The sequence below is a fragment of the Kitasatospora sp. NPDC048722 genome, assembly GCF_040650235.1.
Classification (GTDB): domain Bacteria; phylum Actinomycetota; class Actinomycetes; order Streptomycetales; family Streptomycetaceae; genus Kitasatospora.
The window spans coordinates 1-18184 of sequence record NZ_JBEZGX010000072.1; the positions used below are offsets into that span (position 1 = coordinate 1).

Below are 18184 nucleotides of genomic sequence, written 5' to 3' on the forward strand. Positions count from 1 at the left end.
ACCGGGACTTCTACCTCAAGAAGCGCGCCGAGGGATGCGGCCACATCCAGGCGCTGATCGCCCTCGCCCGCCGCCGGGTCAACGTCCTGTGGGCTATTCTGCGCGACGGGCGAGAGTTCACCCCCGCCCAGCCGGTCGCGCAGACGGCTTGACTCGGTCATTGAAACTCCGGGTGTTCGGGACGGGTGGTGTCGGCGGGGTCGACGATGATGACGTCCAGGTTCCGGGGCCCGTGCACGCCCTCGACCCGGGTGAGTTCGATGTCGCTGGTCGCGGAGGGGCCGGAGACGAAGGTCAGCGGCAGGCGCGGGTCCAGGCGCGCCAGCGCCCCGGGGACGTCGTCGACGATCTGCTCGGCGCGGACGACGCACAGGTGGTAGTCGGGGACGAGGGTCAGGGCGCGCCTGCCCTGTCCCGGGCCGGTGTCCAGGACGATGGTGCCGGTGACGGCGATGGCGACGGAGGCGAGGGTGACGGCGCCGTCGAGGGCGTCCAGGGCGGGGACGTCGAGGGGCTCCCGGTGCCATTCCCGGTCCCCGGCCGGCAGGAGCCCGTCGGGGAAGCCGTCGGGCACCGCCAGCCGCGCGGCACCGCGCGCGGTGAGGGCGGCGGCGATGGCCCCCGGCAGACCGGCGGGGCCGGTCCGGGTGACCGTGGCGCGGTAGTCGGCGACCCGCTCGGCGAACAGCGCCGTGAGGTCCTCACCGGGGGCCGTGTGGCCACGCCGGTAGTCACGGGGGACCGGGACGTCGTCCGGGCCCTCGTCGGCCGGGACGTCGGCGAGGGCGGCGCGGATCCGGGCGAGGACGGCCTCCCGGGTGCTCGTCACCGTCCCTCCCGGTTCTTGCGCCACCAGGTGCGGAACGACTCCGCGGGCGGCGCGGGGGTGTCGCGGTCGGCGGACCAGGCGCCCAGGGAGCCGGGGCCGGGCAGCTTGCCGATCCGCCCGCCCCGGGCGAGGGCCCGGCCGCCGAGCGAGGCCGCCTTCTGGGCGGCGGTGAGCAGGGCGGGGGAGTCGAGGACGGTGGCGGCCGCCTTCATCGCGAGCGCCTCCGCGCCGGGCAGGCGACCGCGCCGCCGCTTGGCACGGACCGCCGAGGCCCGCAGGCGGACCAGGAGCTTCGGAATGTCGATCTTCACCGGGCAGGCGTCGTAGCAGGCCCCGCACAGGGTGGAGGCGAACGGCAGGCTGGAGGCACTGCTCTTGGTGTCGCTGCCGACTCCCACCAGCTGCGGCGTCAGCACGGCGCCGATCGGCCCGGGGTAGACCGAGCCGTAGGCGTGGCCTCCGGTCCGTTCGAAGACCGGGCAGACGTTGAGGCAGGCGGAGCAGCGGATGCAGGCCAGCGCCTGGCGGCCGACGGTGTCGGCGAGGGTGTCGGTGCGGCCGTTGTCGAGCAGGACGAGGTGGAACGCCGACGGGCCGTCGGACTCCGTGGTGCCGGTCCACGTGGAGGTGTACGGGTTCATCCGCTCACCGGTGGAGGAGCGGGGCAGCAGTTGGAGGAAGACCTCCAGGTCGGACCAGGTGGGCACGACCTTCTCGATGCCCATCACGGTGATCAGGGTCTCCGGCAGGGTCAGGCACATCCGGCCGTTGCCCTCGGACTCGACCACGACGACGGTGCCGGTGTCGGCGACGGCGAAGTTGGCGCCGGAGACGGCGACCCTCGCACGGAGGAACTTCTCCCGCAGGTGCCGGCGGGCGGCCTCGGCGAGCTCGGCGGGCTGGTCGGAGAGCCCCTCGGGGGCGGGTTGTCCCCAGTCACCCATCCGCTCGGTGAACAGGTCGCGGACCTCGGTGCGGTTGCGGTGGATCGCCGGCACCAGGATGTGGGAGGGGCGGTCGTCGCCGAGCTGGACGATCAGCTCGGCGAGGTCGGTCTCGTAGGCGGTGATGCCGGCCCCGGCGAGGGCCTCGTTGAGGTCGATCTCCTGGGTGGCCATCGACTTGACCTTCACGACCTCCCGCTCGCCGGTGGCGCGCACCAGCTCGGTGACGATGCGGTTGGCCTCGGCGGCGTCGGCTGCCCAGTGCACCGTCCCGCCCGCCGCGGTGACCGACTCCTCCAGCCGTAGGAGGTGCCGGTCGAGGTGGCGCAGGGTCCGGGTCTTGACGGCGTCGCCGGCGGTCCGCAGCGCCTCCCAGTCGTCGAGCTCCGCGGTGACGGCGAGCCGCTTGTCGCGGATGACGGTCGTGGCCCGCTTCAGGTTGGCCCGCAGCCGGGTGTCGTCGAGGGCGTCGCGGGCGGCGTCGGGGAAGGGCGGCGAGCCCGGCCAGACCACTCCGCGGTCGCCGGGGGCGGTCATGTTCTCACTCCTTCGACGGTGGCGAGGATCTCGGCCAGGTGCATGGTCCGCACCGCCGCGCCCTGCCGGGACAGGCCGCCGCCGATGTGCATCAGGCAGGAGTTGTCGGCCGTGCACAGGACCTCGGCCTCCGTCCCGAGGACGGCCTCCACCTTGTCGGCGAGCATCGCGCCGGAGGTGGCGGAGTTCTTGACGGCGAAGGTGCCGCCGAAGCCGCAGCACGACTCGGCGGACGGGAGCTCGACCAGGTCGAGGTCCTCGACCGCCCGCAGCAGCCGCTGCGGGCGGTCGCCGAGGCGCAGTCCGCGCAGCGAGTGGCAGGTGGGGTGGTAGGTGACGTGGTGCGGGAAGCGGGCGCCGACGTCGGTGACGCCGAGGACGTCGGTCAGGAACTCGGTGAACTCGTGGACCCGGGGCGCCAGTTCGGCCACCAGCCGGCGCAGCCCCGGGGAGCCGTACTCCTCGGCGAGGACGGGGTGGTGGTCCCGGACGAGGCCGGCGCAGGAGGCGGACGGGGTGACGACGGCGTCGTACTCGCCGAAGGCGCGTGCGAACCGGGTCACCAGCGGCGCGGCGTCCGCCGGGTAGCCGGTGTTGACGTGCATCTGCCCGCAGCAGGTCTGTTCCATGGGGAACTCGACGGTGTGGCCGAGCCGTTCGAGGACGGTCACGACGGCCCGGCCGGTGCCGGGGAACATGGTGTCGTTGAAACACGTGATGAAGAGCGCGACGCGCATCAGTCGGTGCCCTCCGGAGCCGGTACGCCGGCGGGGAGCAGCCCGCGTTCCTCGAGCTCGGTCCAGAGTGCGGCGGGCACCGGGTGGCGCAGCATCGCGGCGGCGTCCCGGACCTCGGCCGCGTTGCGGGTGCCGACCAGGACGCTCGCCACGGCGGGGTGCCCGAACGGGAAGCGCAGTGCCGCCGCGCGCAGCGGCACGCCGTGCCGTTCGCAGACGGCCTTGAGGTCGAGCGCCCGGGAGAGGAGCTCCTCGGACGCGGCGGCGTAGTCGAAGGTGGCGCCGGGGCGCGGGTCGGCGAGCAGGCCGGAGTTGAAGACGCCGCCGATGACGACGCCGACGCCGCGTCCGGCGGCGAGCGGCAGCAACTCGGTGAGCCCGCGCTGGTCGAGCAGGCTGTAGCGGCCGGCCAGGAGGACGGCGTCGAGGTCGGTCTCGCGGATGAAGCGGGCGAGGAGCCCGGCCTGGTTCATCCCGACGCCGATCGCGCCGACCACGCCCTCGTCGCGCAGCCGGGCCAGTTCCGGGTAGGCCTCGCCGAGCGCCTGCTCCGCGTGGTCGTCCGGGTCGTGGAGGTAGGCGACGTCGATCCGGTCCAGGCCGAGCCTCTCCAGGCTCTCCTCGATCGACCGGCGGACGCCCACGGCGCTGAAGTCCCAGACCCGACGGTGGGTCGCGGGGACGGCGAAGCCGTTGGCGAGGTCGTCACCGCCGGGTTCCGGGGCCGGCCGCAGCAGGCGGCCGACCTTGGTGGAGATGACGTACTCGTCGCGGGGCCGGCCGGCCAGGGCCCGTCCGAGTCGAAGCTCTGACAGGCCCAGGCCGTAGTGCGGGGCGGTGTCGAAGTACCGCACGCCGGACTCCCAGGCGGCGGCGACGGCCGCTTCGGCCGCGGTGTCGGACACCGGGGTGAACAGGTTGCCGATGCCCGCGGCGCCGAAGGCGAGTTCGCCGACCGCCACCGCGCTGCGGCCCAGCGGCCGGGTGGGCGGGGTCACGGCCGCGGCTCCGGCCGCAGGCGCAGGCCCGCCATGCCGCCGTCGACCTGCAGGGCCGTGCCGGTGACGCTGCCGGCGGCCGGGGAGGCCAGGTAGACGATGGCGGCGGCGACTTCCTCTGCGGTGACCAGGCGGCCGTGCGGCTGGCGGCCGTTCAGCGCGGCGCGCTCGGCGGCCGGGTCGTCGGCGGAGTCCAGCAGCCGGCCCACCCACGGGGTGTCCACGGTGCCGGGGTTGACGCAGTTGACCCGGATGCCCTCCCGGACGTGGTCGGCCGCCATGGCCAGGGTGAGCGACAGCACGGCGCCCTTGGACGCGGAGTAGAGGGCCCGCTGCGGCAGGCCGGCGGTGGCGGCGATGGAGCAGGTGTTCACCACCGCGGCCCGGCGCGACCGGCGCAGGTGCGGCAGGGCGGCCCGGGTGGTGCGCACGACGCCGAGCAGGTTGACGTCGAGGACGCGGTGCCACTGTTCGTCGAGGTTGTCCTCCACGGTTCCGATGGCGCCGATACCGGCGTTGTTGACCAGGACGTCGATCCCGCCGAGGGTCTCGGCCGCCGCGTGGACGGCGTCGCGCACGGAGGCGTCGTCGCTGACGTCGGCGGTGAAGCCGATCAGCGGCTCGTTCACCGTCGACGGGTCGAGGTCGAGGACGGCGACGCGGGCGCCGCGTTCGGCGAGCAGGGTCGCGGTGGCGAGGCCGATCCCGGAGGCGCCGCCGGTGACGAGCGCGGTCAGTCCGTCGAGTTCTGCGGTCGTCATGCGCGTGCCTCCTCCGCCGTCCGCGTCGGTTCGGCGGCCCAGAACGTACCGTGCGGATAGTGGTAGGTGTCCAGCGAGGACTGGTGCATGGCGGCGGAGAACCCGGGCGTGGTGGGTGCCCGGTAGTGGCCGCCGGTGATCACCACCGGGTCGAGGAAGTGCTCGTGGAGGTGGTCGACGAACTCGATGACGCGGTCCTCGGTGGTGCCGGTGAGCGCCACGTAGTCGAACATGGACAGGTGCTGGACGAGCTCGCACAGGCCCACGCCGCCGGCGTGCGGGCACACGGGGACGCCGAACTTCGCGGCGAGCAGCAAGATGGCGAGGTTCTCGTTGACACCGCCGACGCGCGCCGAGTCCAGCTGGAGGACGTCGATGGCGCCGGCCTGGAGCAGCTGCTTGAACACGACGCGGTTCTGCACGTGCTCGCCGGTGGCGACCTTGACCGGGTGGACGCCGCGTCGGACGCTGGCGTGGCCCAGGACGTCGTCGGGGCTGGTGGGCTCCTCGATCCAGTACGGGTCGAACTCGGCGAGGGCGTTGGTCCACTCGATGGCGTCGGCGACGTTCCAGCGCTGGTTGGCGTCGATCGCCATCCGGATGTCCGGTCCGACGGCGGCGCGGGCGGCGCGGCAGCGGCGGATGTCGTCGTCGAGGTCGGCGCCGACCTTGAGTTTGATCTGGGTGAAGCCGTCGGCGACGGCCGCCTTCGCGAGGCGGGTGAGCTTCTCGTCGGAGTAGCCCAGCCAGCCGGGGGAGGTGGTGTAGGCGGGGTAGCCGCCCCGGAGCAGCTCGGCGGCGCGCTCGGGCGCGCCCTCCTTGCCGCGCCGCAGCAGTTCCAGGGCCTGCGCCGGGTCGAGGGCGTCGGCGATGTAGCGGAAGTCGACCTGGGAGACGAGCCACTCCGGTTCGGCGTCGGCGAGCAGCTGCCACAGCGGCTTGCCCTGGTGCTTGGCGGCGAGGTCCCAGGCGGCGTTGACGACGGCGCCGATGGCCATGTGCATCACGCCCTTCTCCGGTCCCAGCCAGCGCAGTTGGCTGTCGCCGATCAGGTCGCGGTACAGCGAGCCGGGGTCGGCGCAGAGCTCGGCGACCGGGCGTCCGAGGACGTGCGGGCGCAGTGCGTCGATGGCGGCGACCTGGACGTCGTTGCCGCGCCCGATGGTGAAGGTGAAGCCGTGGCCCTCGTGGCCGCCGTCGGAGGTCCGCAGGACGACGTAGGCGGCGGAGTAGTCGGGGTCGGGGTTCATCGCGTCGGACCCGTCCAGCTCCCGCGAGGTGGGGAAGCGGATGTCGTAGGTGTCGACGGCGGTGATCCGCGCGGCGGTTGCGGACAAGGGGATGCCTTTCACGCGTTGATGAACGTCTGGCGCTGGGTGCCGAGTCCGTCGATGGACAGCTCGACGGTGTCGCCCCCGCGCAGGTAGGGGGTGCCGGGCAGGCCCAGGGCCACGCCGGCCGGGGTGCCGGTGTTGATGACGTCGCCGGGGTTGAGCACCATGTACTGGCTCAGGTACCAGACCAGGTAGGCGACGTCGAAGATCATGTTCTTGGTGCTGCCGTCCTGGCGCGGTTCGCCGTTGACGGTCAGTCGCAGGCCCAGCTCCTGCGGGTCGCCGGCCTCGTCCGGGGTCACCAGCCAGGGGCCGAGCGGGTTGAAGCCCTCGCAGGACTTGCCCAGGTCCCACTGGCCCGAGTACTCCAGCTGGAACTCCCGTTCGGAGACGTCGTTGCTGATCGCGTAGCCCGCGATGCGGTCCGCCGCGGCGCTCGGGTCGGTGAGGTAGCGCGCCTCGCGGCCGATGACGACGGCGAGTTCCACCTCCCAGTCGGTCTTCACCGAGCCCCGCGGGATCAGGACCTGGTCGAAGGGGCCGACGACGGTGGACGGGTCCTTCAGGAACACCACCGGCCGCTCCGGGACGGCGGCCCCGGTCTCCTCGGCGTGGTCGCGGTAGTTGAGGCCGATGCAGACCACCTTGCCGGGACGGGCGATGGGAGCCCCGAACCGCAGGCCGATCGCGTCCACGACGGGCAGCGAACCCTCGGCCAGGGCGGTGCGGACCCGGTCGATCCCCTCCGAGGCGAGGAAGGTCCCGTTGATGTCGTCGGTCAGGCCCGCGAGGGTGCGGATCGTCCCGTCGTCGTCGCGGACGGCCGGTGTCTCCGCTCCCGGCTCGCCGATTCGCAGCAGCTTCACGTGGTGACTCCCATCAATACATCAGATGTCTCCGTGCTGCGATGACCATACGAGGCTGCATCGGACGCCGCAAGGAGTCCTCCGATGTTTGCTCGTGGAGCGCCTCAGTTGCCATCAACTGTGCAGGTAGTGGCGGGCGTTAGAGCCCCGTTCGAGACGGGGGGAGGGGTTGGGATCACCTTGGGGGTCATCCGAGGTTTCCTCTTGCCAGCCGGATTTCCGGCTCGTAAAGTCCTCGACACCAGCAGCCATCCGATGACTGCCGCCGGATGCCCGGACGCCCCGCGATCCGCCTCCCACCCCGCGCCGCAGCGGCGCCGGCCTTCCCAGCCAAGGAGACCGCACCATGAAGCCTCGCTCCTCCAGAATCGCGGCCGCGGCCGCCGCCGTGGTCGTCCTGGCGGGGTTCGCCACGGCCTGCAACCGCGGCAGCGACTCGGCCTCCTCCACCGGCGGTGGCAGGCCCGCGATCGGCATCGACCTGCCCCGCGCGGACTCCGACTTCTGGAACTCCTACGCGCAGTACATCAAGCAGGACGCCTCCTCCCAGGGTCTGAACACCCTGCCGGTCAGCAACTCGCAGAACGACGTCACCAAGCTGGCCGCCAACGTCCAGGTCTTCCAGAACACCGGCGCCAAGGCCGTGGTCATGGCCCCTCAGGACACCGGCGCGATCGCCTCCTCCCTGGATCAGCTGTCCGCCAAGAAGATCCCGGTCGTCAGTGTCGACACCCGGCCCGACAAGGGCAACGTGTACATGGTCGTGCGTGCCGACAACAAGGCCTACGGCACCAAGGCCTGTGAATTCCTCGGCAAGCAGCTCGGCGGCAAGGGCAAGATCGCCGAACTCCAGGGCGCGCTCAGCTCCATCAACGGCCGCGACCGCTCGGAGGCCTTCGCCGCCTGCATGAAGGAGAAGTTCCCCGACGTCCAGGTCATCGAGCTCGCCACCGACTGGAAGGGCGACGTCGCCTCCGCCAAGCTCCAGTCCACCCTGGCCGCCAACCCCGACCTCGGTGGGATCTACATGCAGGCCGGCGGCGCCTTCCTGCAGCCGACCCTCGCCCTGCTCCAGCAGAAGGACATGCTCAAGCCGGCCGGCCAGCAGGGGCACATCGCCATCGTCTCCAACGACGGCATCCCGCAGGAGTTCGACGCCATCCGCAAGGGCGACATCGACGCCACCGTCTCCCAGCCCGCCGACCTGTACGCCAAGTACGCGCTCTTCTACGCGCAGGCGGCTGCCGAGGGCAAGACCTTCCAGGCAGGCCCGACCGACCACGACTCCACCGTCATCCAGCTGCCCAACGGCCTGGAGGACCAGCTCCCCGCGCCCCTGGTGACCAAGGACAACGTCGACGACAAGGGCCTCTGGGGCAACAGCGTCGGCAAGTGACCCAAGCCCTGCGGGTGGGCGGAGCACAGCACCCCGGGCCGCCCGCCCGCGGACCCATGGAGAGGAAACCCGCCATGGCGGATCCCAGCCCCGTCCGGGGCCCCGTCGTCGAGGCCGACGGGATCAGCAAGCGCTTCGGCGCCACCGTCGCCCTCAGCGACGCCCGCATCTCGGTCGCCCCCGGCGAATCGCACGCCCTGGTCGGGCGCAACGGCGCGGGCAAGTCCACCCTCGTCTCGATCCTCACCGGACTGCAGGACCCCGACACCGGCACCCTGCGGTACGGCGGAGAACCCGCCCCCGCCCCCGGCGACACCGACGCCTGGCGCTCCCGCGTCGCCTGTGTCTACCAGCGCTCCACGATCATCCCCGCGCTGACCGTCACGGAGAACCTGTTCCTGGACCGGCAGAGCGCCGGCGTGCTGCGTCCGATCAGCTGGAAGCAACTGAGGCACCGGGCGGGCGAGTTGCTCGCCGAGTACGGCGTGGACGTCGACCCGACGGCCCGCGCCGAGGACCTCACCGTCGAGCAGCGCCAGTTCGTCGAGATCGCCCGCGCACTGTCCTTCGGCGCCCGGTTCATCATCCTGGACGAGCCCACCGCCAAGCTCGACGCCCGCGGCATCGAGAGGCTCTTCGACAAGCTCCGGGACCTCCAGCGGCAGGGCGTCGCCTTCCTGTTCATCTCGCACCACCTGCAGGAGGTCTACGAGCTCTGCACCACCGTCACGGTCTACCGAGACGCCCGGCACATCGTCACCGCCCCGGTGGCCGAACTCGACCAGCAGGCCCTGGTGGAGGCGATGACCGGTGAGTCCTCCCGCGGTGCCGAGCCCAGCTGGTCGGTGACCGGCCGGGCGCTCCCCGACGGCGTGCCGCTGCTCGACGTCGCGGGCCTGAGCCTGGCCGGCCACTACCGGGACGTCGACCTGACCACCCGGCCCGGCGAGGTGGTCGGCCTGGCCGGCGCCGCCGCCAGCGGCAACGTGCAGCTCGGCGAGACCCTCGCGGGCCTGCACCGCCCCGGGGCCGGAGCGGTCACCGTCGCCGGACGGCCGGTACGCACCGGGAAGGTCCCCGCCGCGCTCGCGGCCGGCATCGGGTTCGTGCCCGAGGACCGCCACGTCCAGGGCCTGGTGCCCCAGCGCAGCGTCGCCGAGAACGCGACCCTCACCGTCACCGACCAGCTCGGCCCCTACGGCACCGTCCTGCCCTCGCGCACGCGGGCCTTCGCCCAGCGCATGATCGACGGCCTGGACATCAAGACCCCCGGACCGGCGACCCCGGTGTCCGCGCTGTCCGGAGGCAACCAGCAGAAGGTCGTCATCGCCCGCGCGCTGGCCACCGAGCCGCACGTCCTGGTCGCCATCCGGCCGACCAACGGCGTCGACATCAACTCCAAGGAATCGCTGCTCGGCACCATCCGCCAGGTCGCCGACGGGGGCAGGAGCGCCCTGATCGTCTCCGACGAACTCGACGACCTGCGCGCCTGCGACCGCGTCCTGGCCATGTTCCAGGGGCGCGTCGTCGCCGAGTTCGAACCCGGCTGGAGCGACGAACAGCTGGTCGCGGCCATGGAGGGCATGTCCGGCCCGACCGACACGAAGGAAGGCAATGTCTCCCACCACTGAGCTCCCCGAGCTCCCCGGCGCGGCGGGCGGCGTCCCCGCCGGCCGCCGCTTCGACCTCGCCCGCTACCGCGACCTCTCCCTCGTCCCGGTCCTGTTCGTGCTGGGCGTCATCGGCTTCGTCGTCTCGCCGGCGTTCCTCACCTCCGACAACCTCCTCGGCGTCGGCCAGCAGGCCACCGAACTGAGCCTGCTGGTCCTCGCCGAGGCGCTCATCCTGATCGCCGGGCGGATGGACCTCTCCCTGGAATCGACCATCGGCGTCGCCCCGGTGATCGCCGTCTGGCTCGTCCTGCCCGACCACGGCGCCCGCTTCAACGGCCTGGGGCTCTTCCCCACCTGGACCGCCATCCCGCTGTGCCTGCTGGTCGGTGCCCTCATCGGCGCGATCAACGGTTTCCTCGTCCTCAAGCTGCGCCTCAACGGCTTCATCGTCACCCTCGGCGCGCTCACGCTGCTCCGCGGCCTCCAAGTCGCCATCTCCCAGGGCCAGTCCATCGTCAACGTGCCGGACTCCTTCCGCTACCTCGGCAGCGCGAGCTGGCTCGGCGTCCCGGCCGCGATCTGGATCTGCGCCCTGCTCTTCCTGCTCGGCGGCAGCGCCCTCGCCTGGCTGCGGCACGGCCGTGCGCTGTACGCCATCGGCGGCAACACGGAGGCCGCCCGGGCCGCGGGCATCCGCGTCGACCGGATCACCTGGGCCGTGCTGGTCCTCGGCAGCCTGCTCGCCGCCTTCGCCGGCGTCCTCTACACCGGCCACTACGGCTCCATCTCCGCCGACCAGGGCAACGGCTGGATCTTCCAGGTCTTCGCCGCCACCGTCATCGGCGGCGTCAGCCTCAACGGCGGCCGCGGCACGCTCTTCGGAGCCCTCACCGGTGTCCTGACGCTCCAGCTGGTGGTCAACGTCATGACCCTCGCCGGCGTCCCGCCCCTGTGGAACCAGTTCCTCAACGGCGCGATCATCATCATCGCGCTGATCATCTCCCGCTACGCCTCCGGCGAGAGGCAGGAGTAGTCCGAGGGCCTTCACCCGACCGTGCCGGACCGTCCCGTCCGGCACGGTCGTGGTGTCGTGGTGGAGGAGCAGCCGTCGACGCTACCCCGATGCCTTGCCGCAGAGGGCGTCGTCGATGAAGGCCTGGTAGAGCCGGTCGGACTTCGCGGGATCGCTCTTGTCGTACTCGTCGACGGACAGCGCGAGTTGGCGGCTGCCGTCCGGGGTGCCGATGAGGGCGGTCGAGTAGCCGGGCACGTCGCCGATGTGGCCAGCCGGTGGAGCCTGCGCGCGGGGTGGCCGGAGCGGCCGCGGCGGCGGGTGCGAGCGCGAGCGCGGCGAGGGCGGCGGTGGCGAGGGCGGTGGCGGTGGCGGCGATCCGTACACCGGGCCGGGAGGTACGCGCGTGGTGGTCATGCCGTCAGGTTCGCGCCGGCCGGCGTCGCCCGGCATCGTCCTGCCGACCGGCGCCGATCCGCATCCTCCGGCGGACCGGACCACCGCATGGAGCAGACCGGAGCCGCCGTCGGGCCCCTCTTCCGTCGGGCCCGACGACGACCGGCCTCACGTCGGGCCGAGACTCTGGGCGCACCAGATGGTCTTTCCGGTGGTGCCGTGCCGGGTGCCCCAGCCCTGGGTGAGCTGGGCGACGAGCACCAGGCCCCGGCCGCCCTCGTCGAAGGTGCGCGCCCGGCGCAGGTGCAGGGCGGTGTCACTGCCGTCGGAGACCTCGCAGATCAGCGAGGTGTTCCGGATCAGCCGCAGCCTGATGGGCGGTCGGCCGTGCTTGATCGCGTTGGTGACGAGCTCGCTGACGACCAGCCGTCACGGCGGCGTCGACGACGGAACCGCCGCGGTGGCGCACGGCGATCAACCCCGCGGGGCCGGGGCCGTCATTCCCGGGGAACCCGGGCGGGGGGTCGACCAGGAAGTCCGCCACATGGCGGCCGACGGTCTCCTCGGCGGTCCACCCCAGCAGCTGGAGCCCGGCCTCGCTCCAGCCGCTCACCACGCCGTCCGGATCGACCACGACAACGTCGGTGGGTGCGTCCTGCTCGCCGGTCGTCTTCCACGCGTGCCTCCGTCCGGGCAGCCGTGCACGCCGGAAGGGGATTCCGGCGCCTCGCTCCAGACTAGGTCCGCCCCCCGCCGCGTGCGCTCCCGGCGGCGGGGCGCCGAGCGGTCACGGTACGACGACCAGCTTCCCGCGGGTGTGGCCGGTGCGGCTGGCGTCGAAGGCCTCGCCCGTCCGGTCCAGTGGGAAGGTCTGGGCGACCTCCACCGTGAGCACGCCGCGGTCGACGGCCGCTGCGAGCTCGGCGAGCTTCACGCCGTCCGGGCGCACCCAGATCCAGTGGCCGCCGTGCTGCGACACCCCCGGGTCGGCGATGGAGACGTGCCGTCCGCCGTCGGCGAGCACGGCCAGGGTCGTCTCCAGCTGGCCGCCGACGAAGTCCGCGACGGCGGACACGCCGTCGGGCGCCAGCGCGCGCACCCGCTCGCTCAGGCCCTCCCCGTACGTCACCGGTTCGGCGCCGAGCTCGCGGACGAAGGCGTGGTTGCGCTCGGAGGCGGTGCCGATCACCCGGGCCCCGCGGTCGCGGCCGAGCTGCACGGCGAGGCTGCCCACGCCGCCGGCCGCGCCGTGCACCAGGAGCACGTCTGCGGGGCCGACCGCGAGGCCGTCCAGGCAGCGCAGCGCGGTGAGCCCGGCCAGCGGGAGCCCGGCCGCCTGCGCCCAGTCGAGCCCGGCCGGCTTGCGCGCCACCGCGGGCGCGGAGACCGCGACGTACTCCGCGAAGGTGCCGGCCTGGACCACGTCCTTGCGGGCGTAGGCCATCACCTCGTCCCCGGGCGCGAACTCGGGGGTGTCGGGGCCGGTCCGGGTGACCACACCCGCCACGTCCCACCCCGGGATGACGGGGAAGACCGTGTCCATCATGCCGTCCAGACCGCCGGCCATGACCTTCCAGTCGACCGGGTTGACGGAGGCCGCCCGGACCTCGATCAGGACTTGGCCGGGACCGACCTTGGGGTCGGGGACTTCGCCGAACTTCAGCCGCGAGTTGTCCGGGGCGTACGAGTCGTAGGTCACCGCGCGCATGAACGAACCTCCAGGGAGCCGCTGCTGCAACCGCCCGTACCGCCGGGCGGGTAGGGCGCCGTGGGCCACGCTATGCCGGGGGCGGGCGCACGGCACCCGCGCCGATCCGTCGGGGCGACCGGGGGTGACCCGGGCGGGTGACGGCCGCCGTGACGGCCGACGGCCCGGCGCACCCCACGGTGGGCGACCCGGGCCGTCGCCGTCGCGCGGGTTTCACTTCGCGTGCGAGGCCGTGCGGCGGCGTCCGCGCGGCACCGGCACGGAGCCGGCGGCGACTGCCGCCGCCGCGGGCTTCAGCCGAAGGGTCGTGATCGAGTACGGCGGGAGCGACTGGGCGCCGGCCGTCCCCTGCGTCGCCGTGGGCAGGCCGGTGCCGCCCCTTGCCGTAGGAGACGGTGGTGACCGTTCCCGGGGCCGGAGTGAAACCGGCGTAGGAGAGCGACACTTGCGCCGTTCCGCGGGTCCTTGTTGATCAGCATGACGTTCAGGCCAAGGCCGCTGCGCACCGCGTGCACGGCGACCGACGGGTTGCCGGAGGAGGCCTTGACCATGGTGTCGCCGGGCTGGGCCGGCGCGGTGAGTGAGCGGATTCCCCAGTAGGTGGGGAAGGGCGTCTCGCAGGCCGGTTCGCAGCTCCCGCCGGGGCAGCTGCCGTTGTGGAGGTCCCACCGGTCGACGTCGACGGCGCGCTCCTTGGAGGAGGTCGACGTCGAAATTCTCGGTCAGCTCTCCGATCCCCGGCACGGGCCGGAGGACCCGCCCGACGGCGGGTGATCCGTCCGGGGCGGCGCGGTGCTGCTGCGCTCGACCAGGCTGGTGGCGAGGTCGACCCGGAGCGTGCCGGGCCGGGCCCCGCGGGCCAGGTCGATCACCAGACGGGTCGCCACCTGCGCCATCTCGGTCAGCGGCTGGCGCACGGTGGTCAGCGGCGGGCCCACCCAGCGGGCCAGCGGGAGGTCGTCGAAGCCGACCACGCTGAGGTCCTCCGGGATGCGAAGGCCCAGCTCGCGGGCGGCCTCGTACAGCCCGAGCGCCTGCAGGTCGTTGCCGGCGAACACGGCGGTCGGCCGCTGCGGCAGGCCGAGCAGTTCCAGGCCGAGCAGGCGTCCGGACTCGTGGTGGAAGTCGCCCTCGCGGACCAGCTCCGGGTCGTACGGGACGCCCGCCATGTCGAGCGCCGCCCGGTACCCGTCGGTCCGTGCCCGGCTGCACATCATCCGGGCGGGGCCGCCGATCAGTCCGATCCTGCGGTGGCCGAGGTCGAGCAGGTGCCGGGTGGCGGCCAGGCCGCCGTCCCAGTTGGTGGTGCCGACGGCGGGCACCTCCCGGCCGGGGTCGCCGGCCGGGTCCATCACCACGAACGGGATGTCCCGGCGGGCCAGTTGCTCCTGAAGGGAGCGGTCCAGGTCGGACAGCACCAGCACCACGCCGGTCGGGCGGCGGGCGAGTACCGCGTCCACCCACGACTGGCCGGGACCGTGCCGCCCGGCGGATTCGGAGAGCACGATGCTCAGGCCCTCCTCGCGCACCGCGTTCTCGACGCCGCGGATCACCTCCACCGCCCAGGCGCTCTCCAGCTCGTGGAAGACCAGTTCCAGCAACGGGTTCGCCTGGCGGTTGCCGCGCTTGCGCCGGTAGCCGTGCCGGTGCAGCAGTTCCTCCACCCGCTCCCGGGTGGCCGGGGCGACATCGGCGCGCCCGTTCAGGACTTTCGAAACAGTCGGCGCGGAGACGCCGGCCTCCTGCGCGATCTCGGCGAGCGTGGCCGCTCTGGTCACGAGTTCCTCCTGCACTGCCCCTTGCCGGGCGAACTCCGTCGTGGTCGGCGGTGCGGCGCGGCCGCAGCCACGTCGTACCGCACGGATGCTAGCCCGCCGATCGGCCGATGCCGATCCCGTCGGCACTCTTGACTCTCCGTCGGACCGGTCCTAGGTTTCCCACAGCATTTCGGCAACTTGCTCGAAACATTCGAAGCAGAGGGCAGGGTATGCGATCGAGATTCGCCGCGATCACCGCGGCCACCGCACTCTTCCTGGGCACGTCCGCCGCCTGCGGTTCCGGCGGCGGCTCCTCGGACTCCGGCGCCGGGACGATCCACGTGCTGGTCTACGGCGACGCCGCCAACAAGGTCGAGAAGCAGATCGTCGACACGTTCAACAAGACCTCCGCGGTCAAGGCGGTGCTCGACACCGTCCCCGGCGCGGACTACCAGCAGAAGCTCCAGACCGTCATCAACACGCCACGGGCCCCGGACGTGTTCTTCAACTGGGGCGGCGGCTCCATCCAGCCGTTCGTCAAGGCCGGGCTGCTGCTCCCGCTGGACGGCTTCATCGCCAAGGACCCGGGCCTGAAGGACAACTTCCTGCCCTCCGTGTTCAACTCGGCGGTGGTGGACGGCAAACCGTACGGCGTACCGATGCGCGGCACCCAGCCGGTGCTGCTGTTCCACAACAAGAAGGTGCTCGCGGACGCCGGGCTCACGCCGCCGAAGACGTGGGACGACCTGGTCGCCGCCGCCAGGACCCTGAAAGCCAGGGGCATCACTCCGATCGCGCTCGGCGGCGGCGACCAGTGGCCGACCCTCATGTGGTTCGAGTACCTCTACGACCGGATCGCCGGCCCCGGCCTCTTCCAGCGGGCGCTGGGCGGCGACCGGGAGGCCTGGGCGGGCGAGGACAGCCGCAGGGCGCTGACCGCTCTCGAGCAACTGGTCGACGCGGGCGCCTTCGGGAGCAACTCCGACTCCGTGAAGTTCACCGACGGCGGTTCACCTGCCCTGGTCGCCAAGGGCAAGGCCGCCTTCGAGCTGATGGGCTCCTGGTACTACTCCACGCAACAGGACGCCAACCCCGACTTCGCCAAGTCCGGCCTCGGCTACACGGGTTTCCCGGCCCTGAGCGGCGGCAAGGGCGACCCGGCCGACGTCGTCGGCAACACCAACAACTTCTACTCCGTGCTGAAGCGGACGAAGCACCCGGAGGCCGCCGCGGCCTTCCTCAAACTGATGTACTCCGACGAGTTCGTGAAGGCGCAACTGGCCATCGGCAACCTGCCGACCACCACCAGCACCATCGGGTTCCTCGACCTCTCCGCCAGCCCCGCCTACTCCAAGGCCCAGTACGAGCTGGTCAAGGCCGCACCTTCCTTCCAGCTCTCGTGGGACCAGGCCTACCCGCCGAGCGCCATGACCCCGATGCACACCGCCGTCCAGCAGTTCTTCGACGGCAGGCTCGACGCCGACGGCTTCATCAAGGCCATGCAGGCCTTGCCGACCTCATGACGCGCGGTGCACGGCCCGGCGCGGAGACGACCCGCCCGGGTCTCGTCTGGGCGCTCCCCGCTGCGGTGTTCTTCGTGTTGTTCGCGCTCACACCGCTGCTGCTGGTCGCCGTGCTCTCCTTCACCAGCTGGGACGGCATCGGCGAACTGCGCTTCAACGGCCTGGACAACTGGCGCACCCTGCTCCACGACCCGGTGATGCTCCAGTCCGTGTGGACCACCCTGCTGCTCACCGCCCTCGGCGTGGTCACCCAGACGCCGGTCAGCCTCCTGCTCGGCGTCTGGGCCGCCGGGCACCAGCGCAACCGGGCCGTTCTCTCGGCGGTCTACTTCGTGCCGCTGCTGCTCTCGGCGACCGCCGTCTCGGTGGTGTGGCGAGCCGTCCTCGACCCCAACTTCGGCGTGCCGGCCCAGCTCACGTGGCTGTTCGGGGACGGCAACCTGCTCGGCAGCAGGAGCGGCGCCATCGGGGTGCTGACCTTCGTCGGCGTTTGGCAGTTCACCCCGTTGCACGCGCTGATCTACCAGGGCGGCGCGCGGGCCGTCCCCCAGGTGCTCTACCAAGCCGCGGCCGTCGACGGGGCCGGCCGGGTGCGGCAGTTCTTCCACATCACCCTGCCGCAGCTGCGCAACACCGTCATCACCTCGGTGATCCTGATGGTGGTCGGTGGCCTGACCACCTTCGACACCGTGCTGATCCTCACCCAGGGAGGGCCGGGCACCGACAGCACCGTCACCGCCTACTACATGTACCAGAAGGCCTTCAAGGGCTTCGACTTCGGCACCGGATCGGCCATCGCGCTGGTCCTCGTGGTGGTCGCCACCCTGATCTCGCTCGCGGTGGTCAGGCTCTCCGGCTACGACCGGATGCGCGGCACGGCGGAGGGCCTGTGATGCGCCGGCGCCCCAACGTCCTGGCCGGGCTCGGTTCCCTGGTGTGGCTGGCGGTGGTCGGACTGCCGCTGTACGTGCTGCTGATCGCCACCTTCCGCACCCGCTCCGACTACTCCACCGAGGGCCCGCTGAAGCCGCCCGCGCAGTGGACGCTGCAGAACTACCTGACCGACCTCTCGGGCGGCTTCGGCAAGGACCTCCTCAACACCCTGACCGTCACCGGGGGTGTGGTCGCCATAGTGCTGCTGGTCGTCCCGCCCCTCGCCTACGCCATCGTGCGCGCCCGCGGACGGGCCACCGGCTGGGTGTTCCGGCTGTTCCTGCTGGGCCTGGCGATCCCCGCCCAGGCGGTGATCGTGCCGATGTTCTACGTCATCAGCAAGACCGGACTGTACGACCACCTGACCGGTGTCATCCTCCCGACCGCCGCCTTCTGCCTGCCCGTCTGCACCCTCGTGCTGACCGGCGCCATGCGCGACATCGGCCCCGAGCTGTACGAGGCGATGGCGGTGGACGGCGCGTCCCCGGCGCGGGTGTTCCGGCAGCTGGTGCTCCCGCTGTCCAAGGGCGGGCTCGCCTCGATCGTGGTCTTCGCCGCCCTCCAGGCCTGGAACGGCTTCCTCTTCCCGCTGATCCTCACCCAGTCCGACTCCACCAAGGTCATCACCCTCGGCCTCTACGAGTTCCAGACCGAACACGGCGTGGACGTGCCCGGACTGCTCAGCGCCGTGGTGCTGTCCATGCTCCCCGTCTTCGTCGTCTACCTGTTCGCCCGGCGCGCCCTGGTCCAGGGCCTGACGGGTTTGGGAGGAAAGTGAACGACCACGGCAACTCCCCGAGCGCGGTCCCCTGGCAGGACTCCACGCTGCCACCGGAGGCC

Annotated in this window: 17 protein-coding genes and 2 pseudogenes; 7 read left to right on the top strand and 12 right to left on the bottom strand. The window is 72.3% G+C overall.

Features of this window, described 5'->3' with window-relative positions; genetic code table 11:
- A pseudogene (locus AB0C76_RS35505) lies at positions 1-152 on the top strand (IS110 family transposase); the annotation flags it as partial.
- Positions 153-157: 5 nt separating this feature from the next.
- Here AB0C76_RS35505 and AB0C76_RS35510 read toward each other — a convergent pair.
- The 7 genes from AB0C76_RS35510 to AB0C76_RS35540 are packed head-to-tail and all read right to left on the bottom strand — an operon-like array spanning position 158 to position 7006.
- Positions 158-829: an LUD domain-containing protein gene (locus AB0C76_RS35510; RefSeq protein ID WP_359973638.1), complete on the bottom strand. Its 672-nt coding sequence runs from the start codon at positions 827-829 to the stop codon at positions 158-160.
- Positions 826-2310, bottom strand: a complete 1485-nt coding sequence (locus tag AB0C76_RS35515; RefSeq protein WP_359973640.1) for a lactate utilization protein B — start codon at positions 2308-2310, stop codon at positions 826-828. Before AB0C76_RS35515 ends, AB0C76_RS35510 begins: the two co-directional genes overlap by 4 nt.
- Positions 2307-3047, bottom strand: a complete 741-nt coding sequence (locus AB0C76_RS35520; protein WP_359973642.1) for a (Fe-S)-binding protein — start codon at positions 3045-3047, stop codon at positions 2307-2309. Before AB0C76_RS35520 ends, AB0C76_RS35515 begins: the two co-directional genes overlap by 4 nt.
- Positions 3047-4045, bottom strand: a complete 999-nt coding sequence (locus AB0C76_RS35525) for an aldo/keto reductase (RefSeq protein ID WP_359973644.1) — start codon at positions 4043-4045, stop codon at positions 3047-3049. The genes AB0C76_RS35520 and AB0C76_RS35525 overlap by 1 nt, the downstream gene beginning before the upstream one ends.
- Positions 4042-4806, bottom strand: a complete 765-nt coding sequence (locus AB0C76_RS35530; protein WP_359973646.1) for an SDR family oxidoreductase — start codon at positions 4804-4806, stop codon at positions 4042-4044. Before AB0C76_RS35530 ends, AB0C76_RS35525 begins: the two co-directional genes overlap by 4 nt.
- Positions 4803-6143 carry an L-fuconate dehydratase gene (locus AB0C76_RS35535; RefSeq protein ID WP_359973648.1) on the bottom strand — a complete coding sequence of 447 codons (1341 nt, stop codon included), beginning with the start codon at positions 6141-6143 and terminating at the stop codon, positions 4803-4805. Before AB0C76_RS35535 ends, AB0C76_RS35530 begins: the two co-directional genes overlap by 4 nt.
- Positions 6144-6154: 11 nt before the next feature.
- Positions 6155-7006, bottom strand: coding sequence for a fumarylacetoacetate hydrolase family protein (locus AB0C76_RS35540; RefSeq protein ID WP_359973649.1), 852 nt, complete (start codon positions 7004-7006; stop codon positions 6155-6157).
- 346 nt (positions 7007-7352) lie between these two features.
- Here AB0C76_RS35540 and AB0C76_RS35545 point away from each other — a divergent pair, with 346 nt between their 5' ends.
- The 3 genes from AB0C76_RS35545 (at position 7353) to AB0C76_RS35555 (ending at position 11048) form a co-directional block, all read left to right on the top strand.
- The gene (locus tag AB0C76_RS35545) at positions 7353-8402 is read left to right on the top strand and encodes a sugar ABC transporter substrate-binding protein (RefSeq protein WP_359973651.1); all 1050 of its coding nucleotides are present in this window, start codon (positions 7353-7355) and stop codon (positions 8400-8402) included.
- A gap of 74 nt (positions 8403-8476) precedes the next feature.
- The gene (locus AB0C76_RS35550; RefSeq protein WP_359973653.1) at positions 8477-10033 is read left to right on the top strand and encodes a sugar ABC transporter ATP-binding protein; all 1557 of its coding nucleotides are present in this window, start codon (positions 8477-8479) and stop codon (positions 10031-10033) included.
- Positions 10017-11048 carry an ABC transporter permease gene (locus AB0C76_RS35555; RefSeq protein ID WP_359973655.1) on the top strand — a complete coding sequence of 344 codons (1032 nt, stop codon included), beginning with the start codon at positions 10017-10019 and terminating at the stop codon, positions 11046-11048. Before AB0C76_RS35550 ends, AB0C76_RS35555 begins: the two co-directional genes overlap by 17 nt.
- Before the next feature lie 81 nt (positions 11049-11129).
- On the opposite strand, the gene AB0C76_RS35560 is transcribed toward AB0C76_RS35555, so the two are convergent.
- The 5 genes and pseudogenes from AB0C76_RS35560 to AB0C76_RS35580 form a co-directional block, all read right to left on the bottom strand.
- Entirely contained in the window at positions 11130-11285 is a 156-nt protein-coding gene (locus tag AB0C76_RS35560) for a hypothetical protein (protein ID WP_359973657.1), read from the bottom strand.
- Between the two features lie 306 nt (positions 11286-11591).
- Positions 11592-11849: pseudogene (locus tag AB0C76_RS35565) on the bottom strand (ATP-binding protein); the annotation flags it as partial.
- Positions 11740-12057, bottom strand: coding sequence for a PAS domain-containing protein (locus AB0C76_RS35570; protein WP_359973659.1), 318 nt, complete (start codon positions 12055-12057; stop codon positions 11740-11742). The gene AB0C76_RS35570 and the pseudogene AB0C76_RS35565, both read right to left, overlap by 110 nt.
- Before the next feature lie 153 nt (positions 12058-12210).
- Positions 12211-13131 (bottom strand): NADP-dependent oxidoreductase, encoded by a 921-nt coding sequence (locus AB0C76_RS35575; protein WP_359973661.1) that lies wholly within the window; start codon positions 13129-13131, stop codon positions 12211-12213.
- A 722-nt stretch (positions 13132-13853) separates the two neighbouring features.
- On the bottom strand, positions 13854-14909 hold the full coding sequence (locus tag AB0C76_RS35580; protein ID WP_359973663.1) for a LacI family DNA-binding transcriptional regulator: 1056 nt from the start codon (positions 14907-14909) through the stop codon (positions 13854-13856).
- A 209-nt stretch (positions 14910-15118) separates the two neighbouring features.
- On the opposite strand from AB0C76_RS35580, the gene AB0C76_RS35585 reads away from it, so the two are divergent.
- From AB0C76_RS35585 to AB0C76_RS35595, 3 genes are read left to right on the top strand one after another with little or no spacing between them, the layout of a single operon-like run.
- Positions 15119-16411, top strand: coding sequence for an extracellular solute-binding protein (locus AB0C76_RS35585; protein ID WP_359973665.1), 1293 nt, complete (start codon positions 15119-15121; stop codon positions 16409-16411).
- Positions 16408-17304 (top strand): sugar ABC transporter permease, encoded by an 897-nt coding sequence (locus AB0C76_RS35590; protein ID WP_359973667.1) that lies wholly within the window; start codon positions 16408-16410, stop codon positions 17302-17304. The genes AB0C76_RS35585 and AB0C76_RS35590 overlap by 4 nt, the downstream gene beginning before the upstream one ends.
- The gene (locus tag AB0C76_RS35595; protein ID WP_359973669.1) at positions 17304-18122 is read left to right on the top strand and encodes a carbohydrate ABC transporter permease; all 819 of its coding nucleotides are present in this window, start codon (positions 17304-17306) and stop codon (positions 18120-18122) included. The genes AB0C76_RS35590 and AB0C76_RS35595 overlap by 1 nt, the downstream gene beginning before the upstream one ends.
- Positions 18123-18184 lie beyond the last annotated feature (62 nt).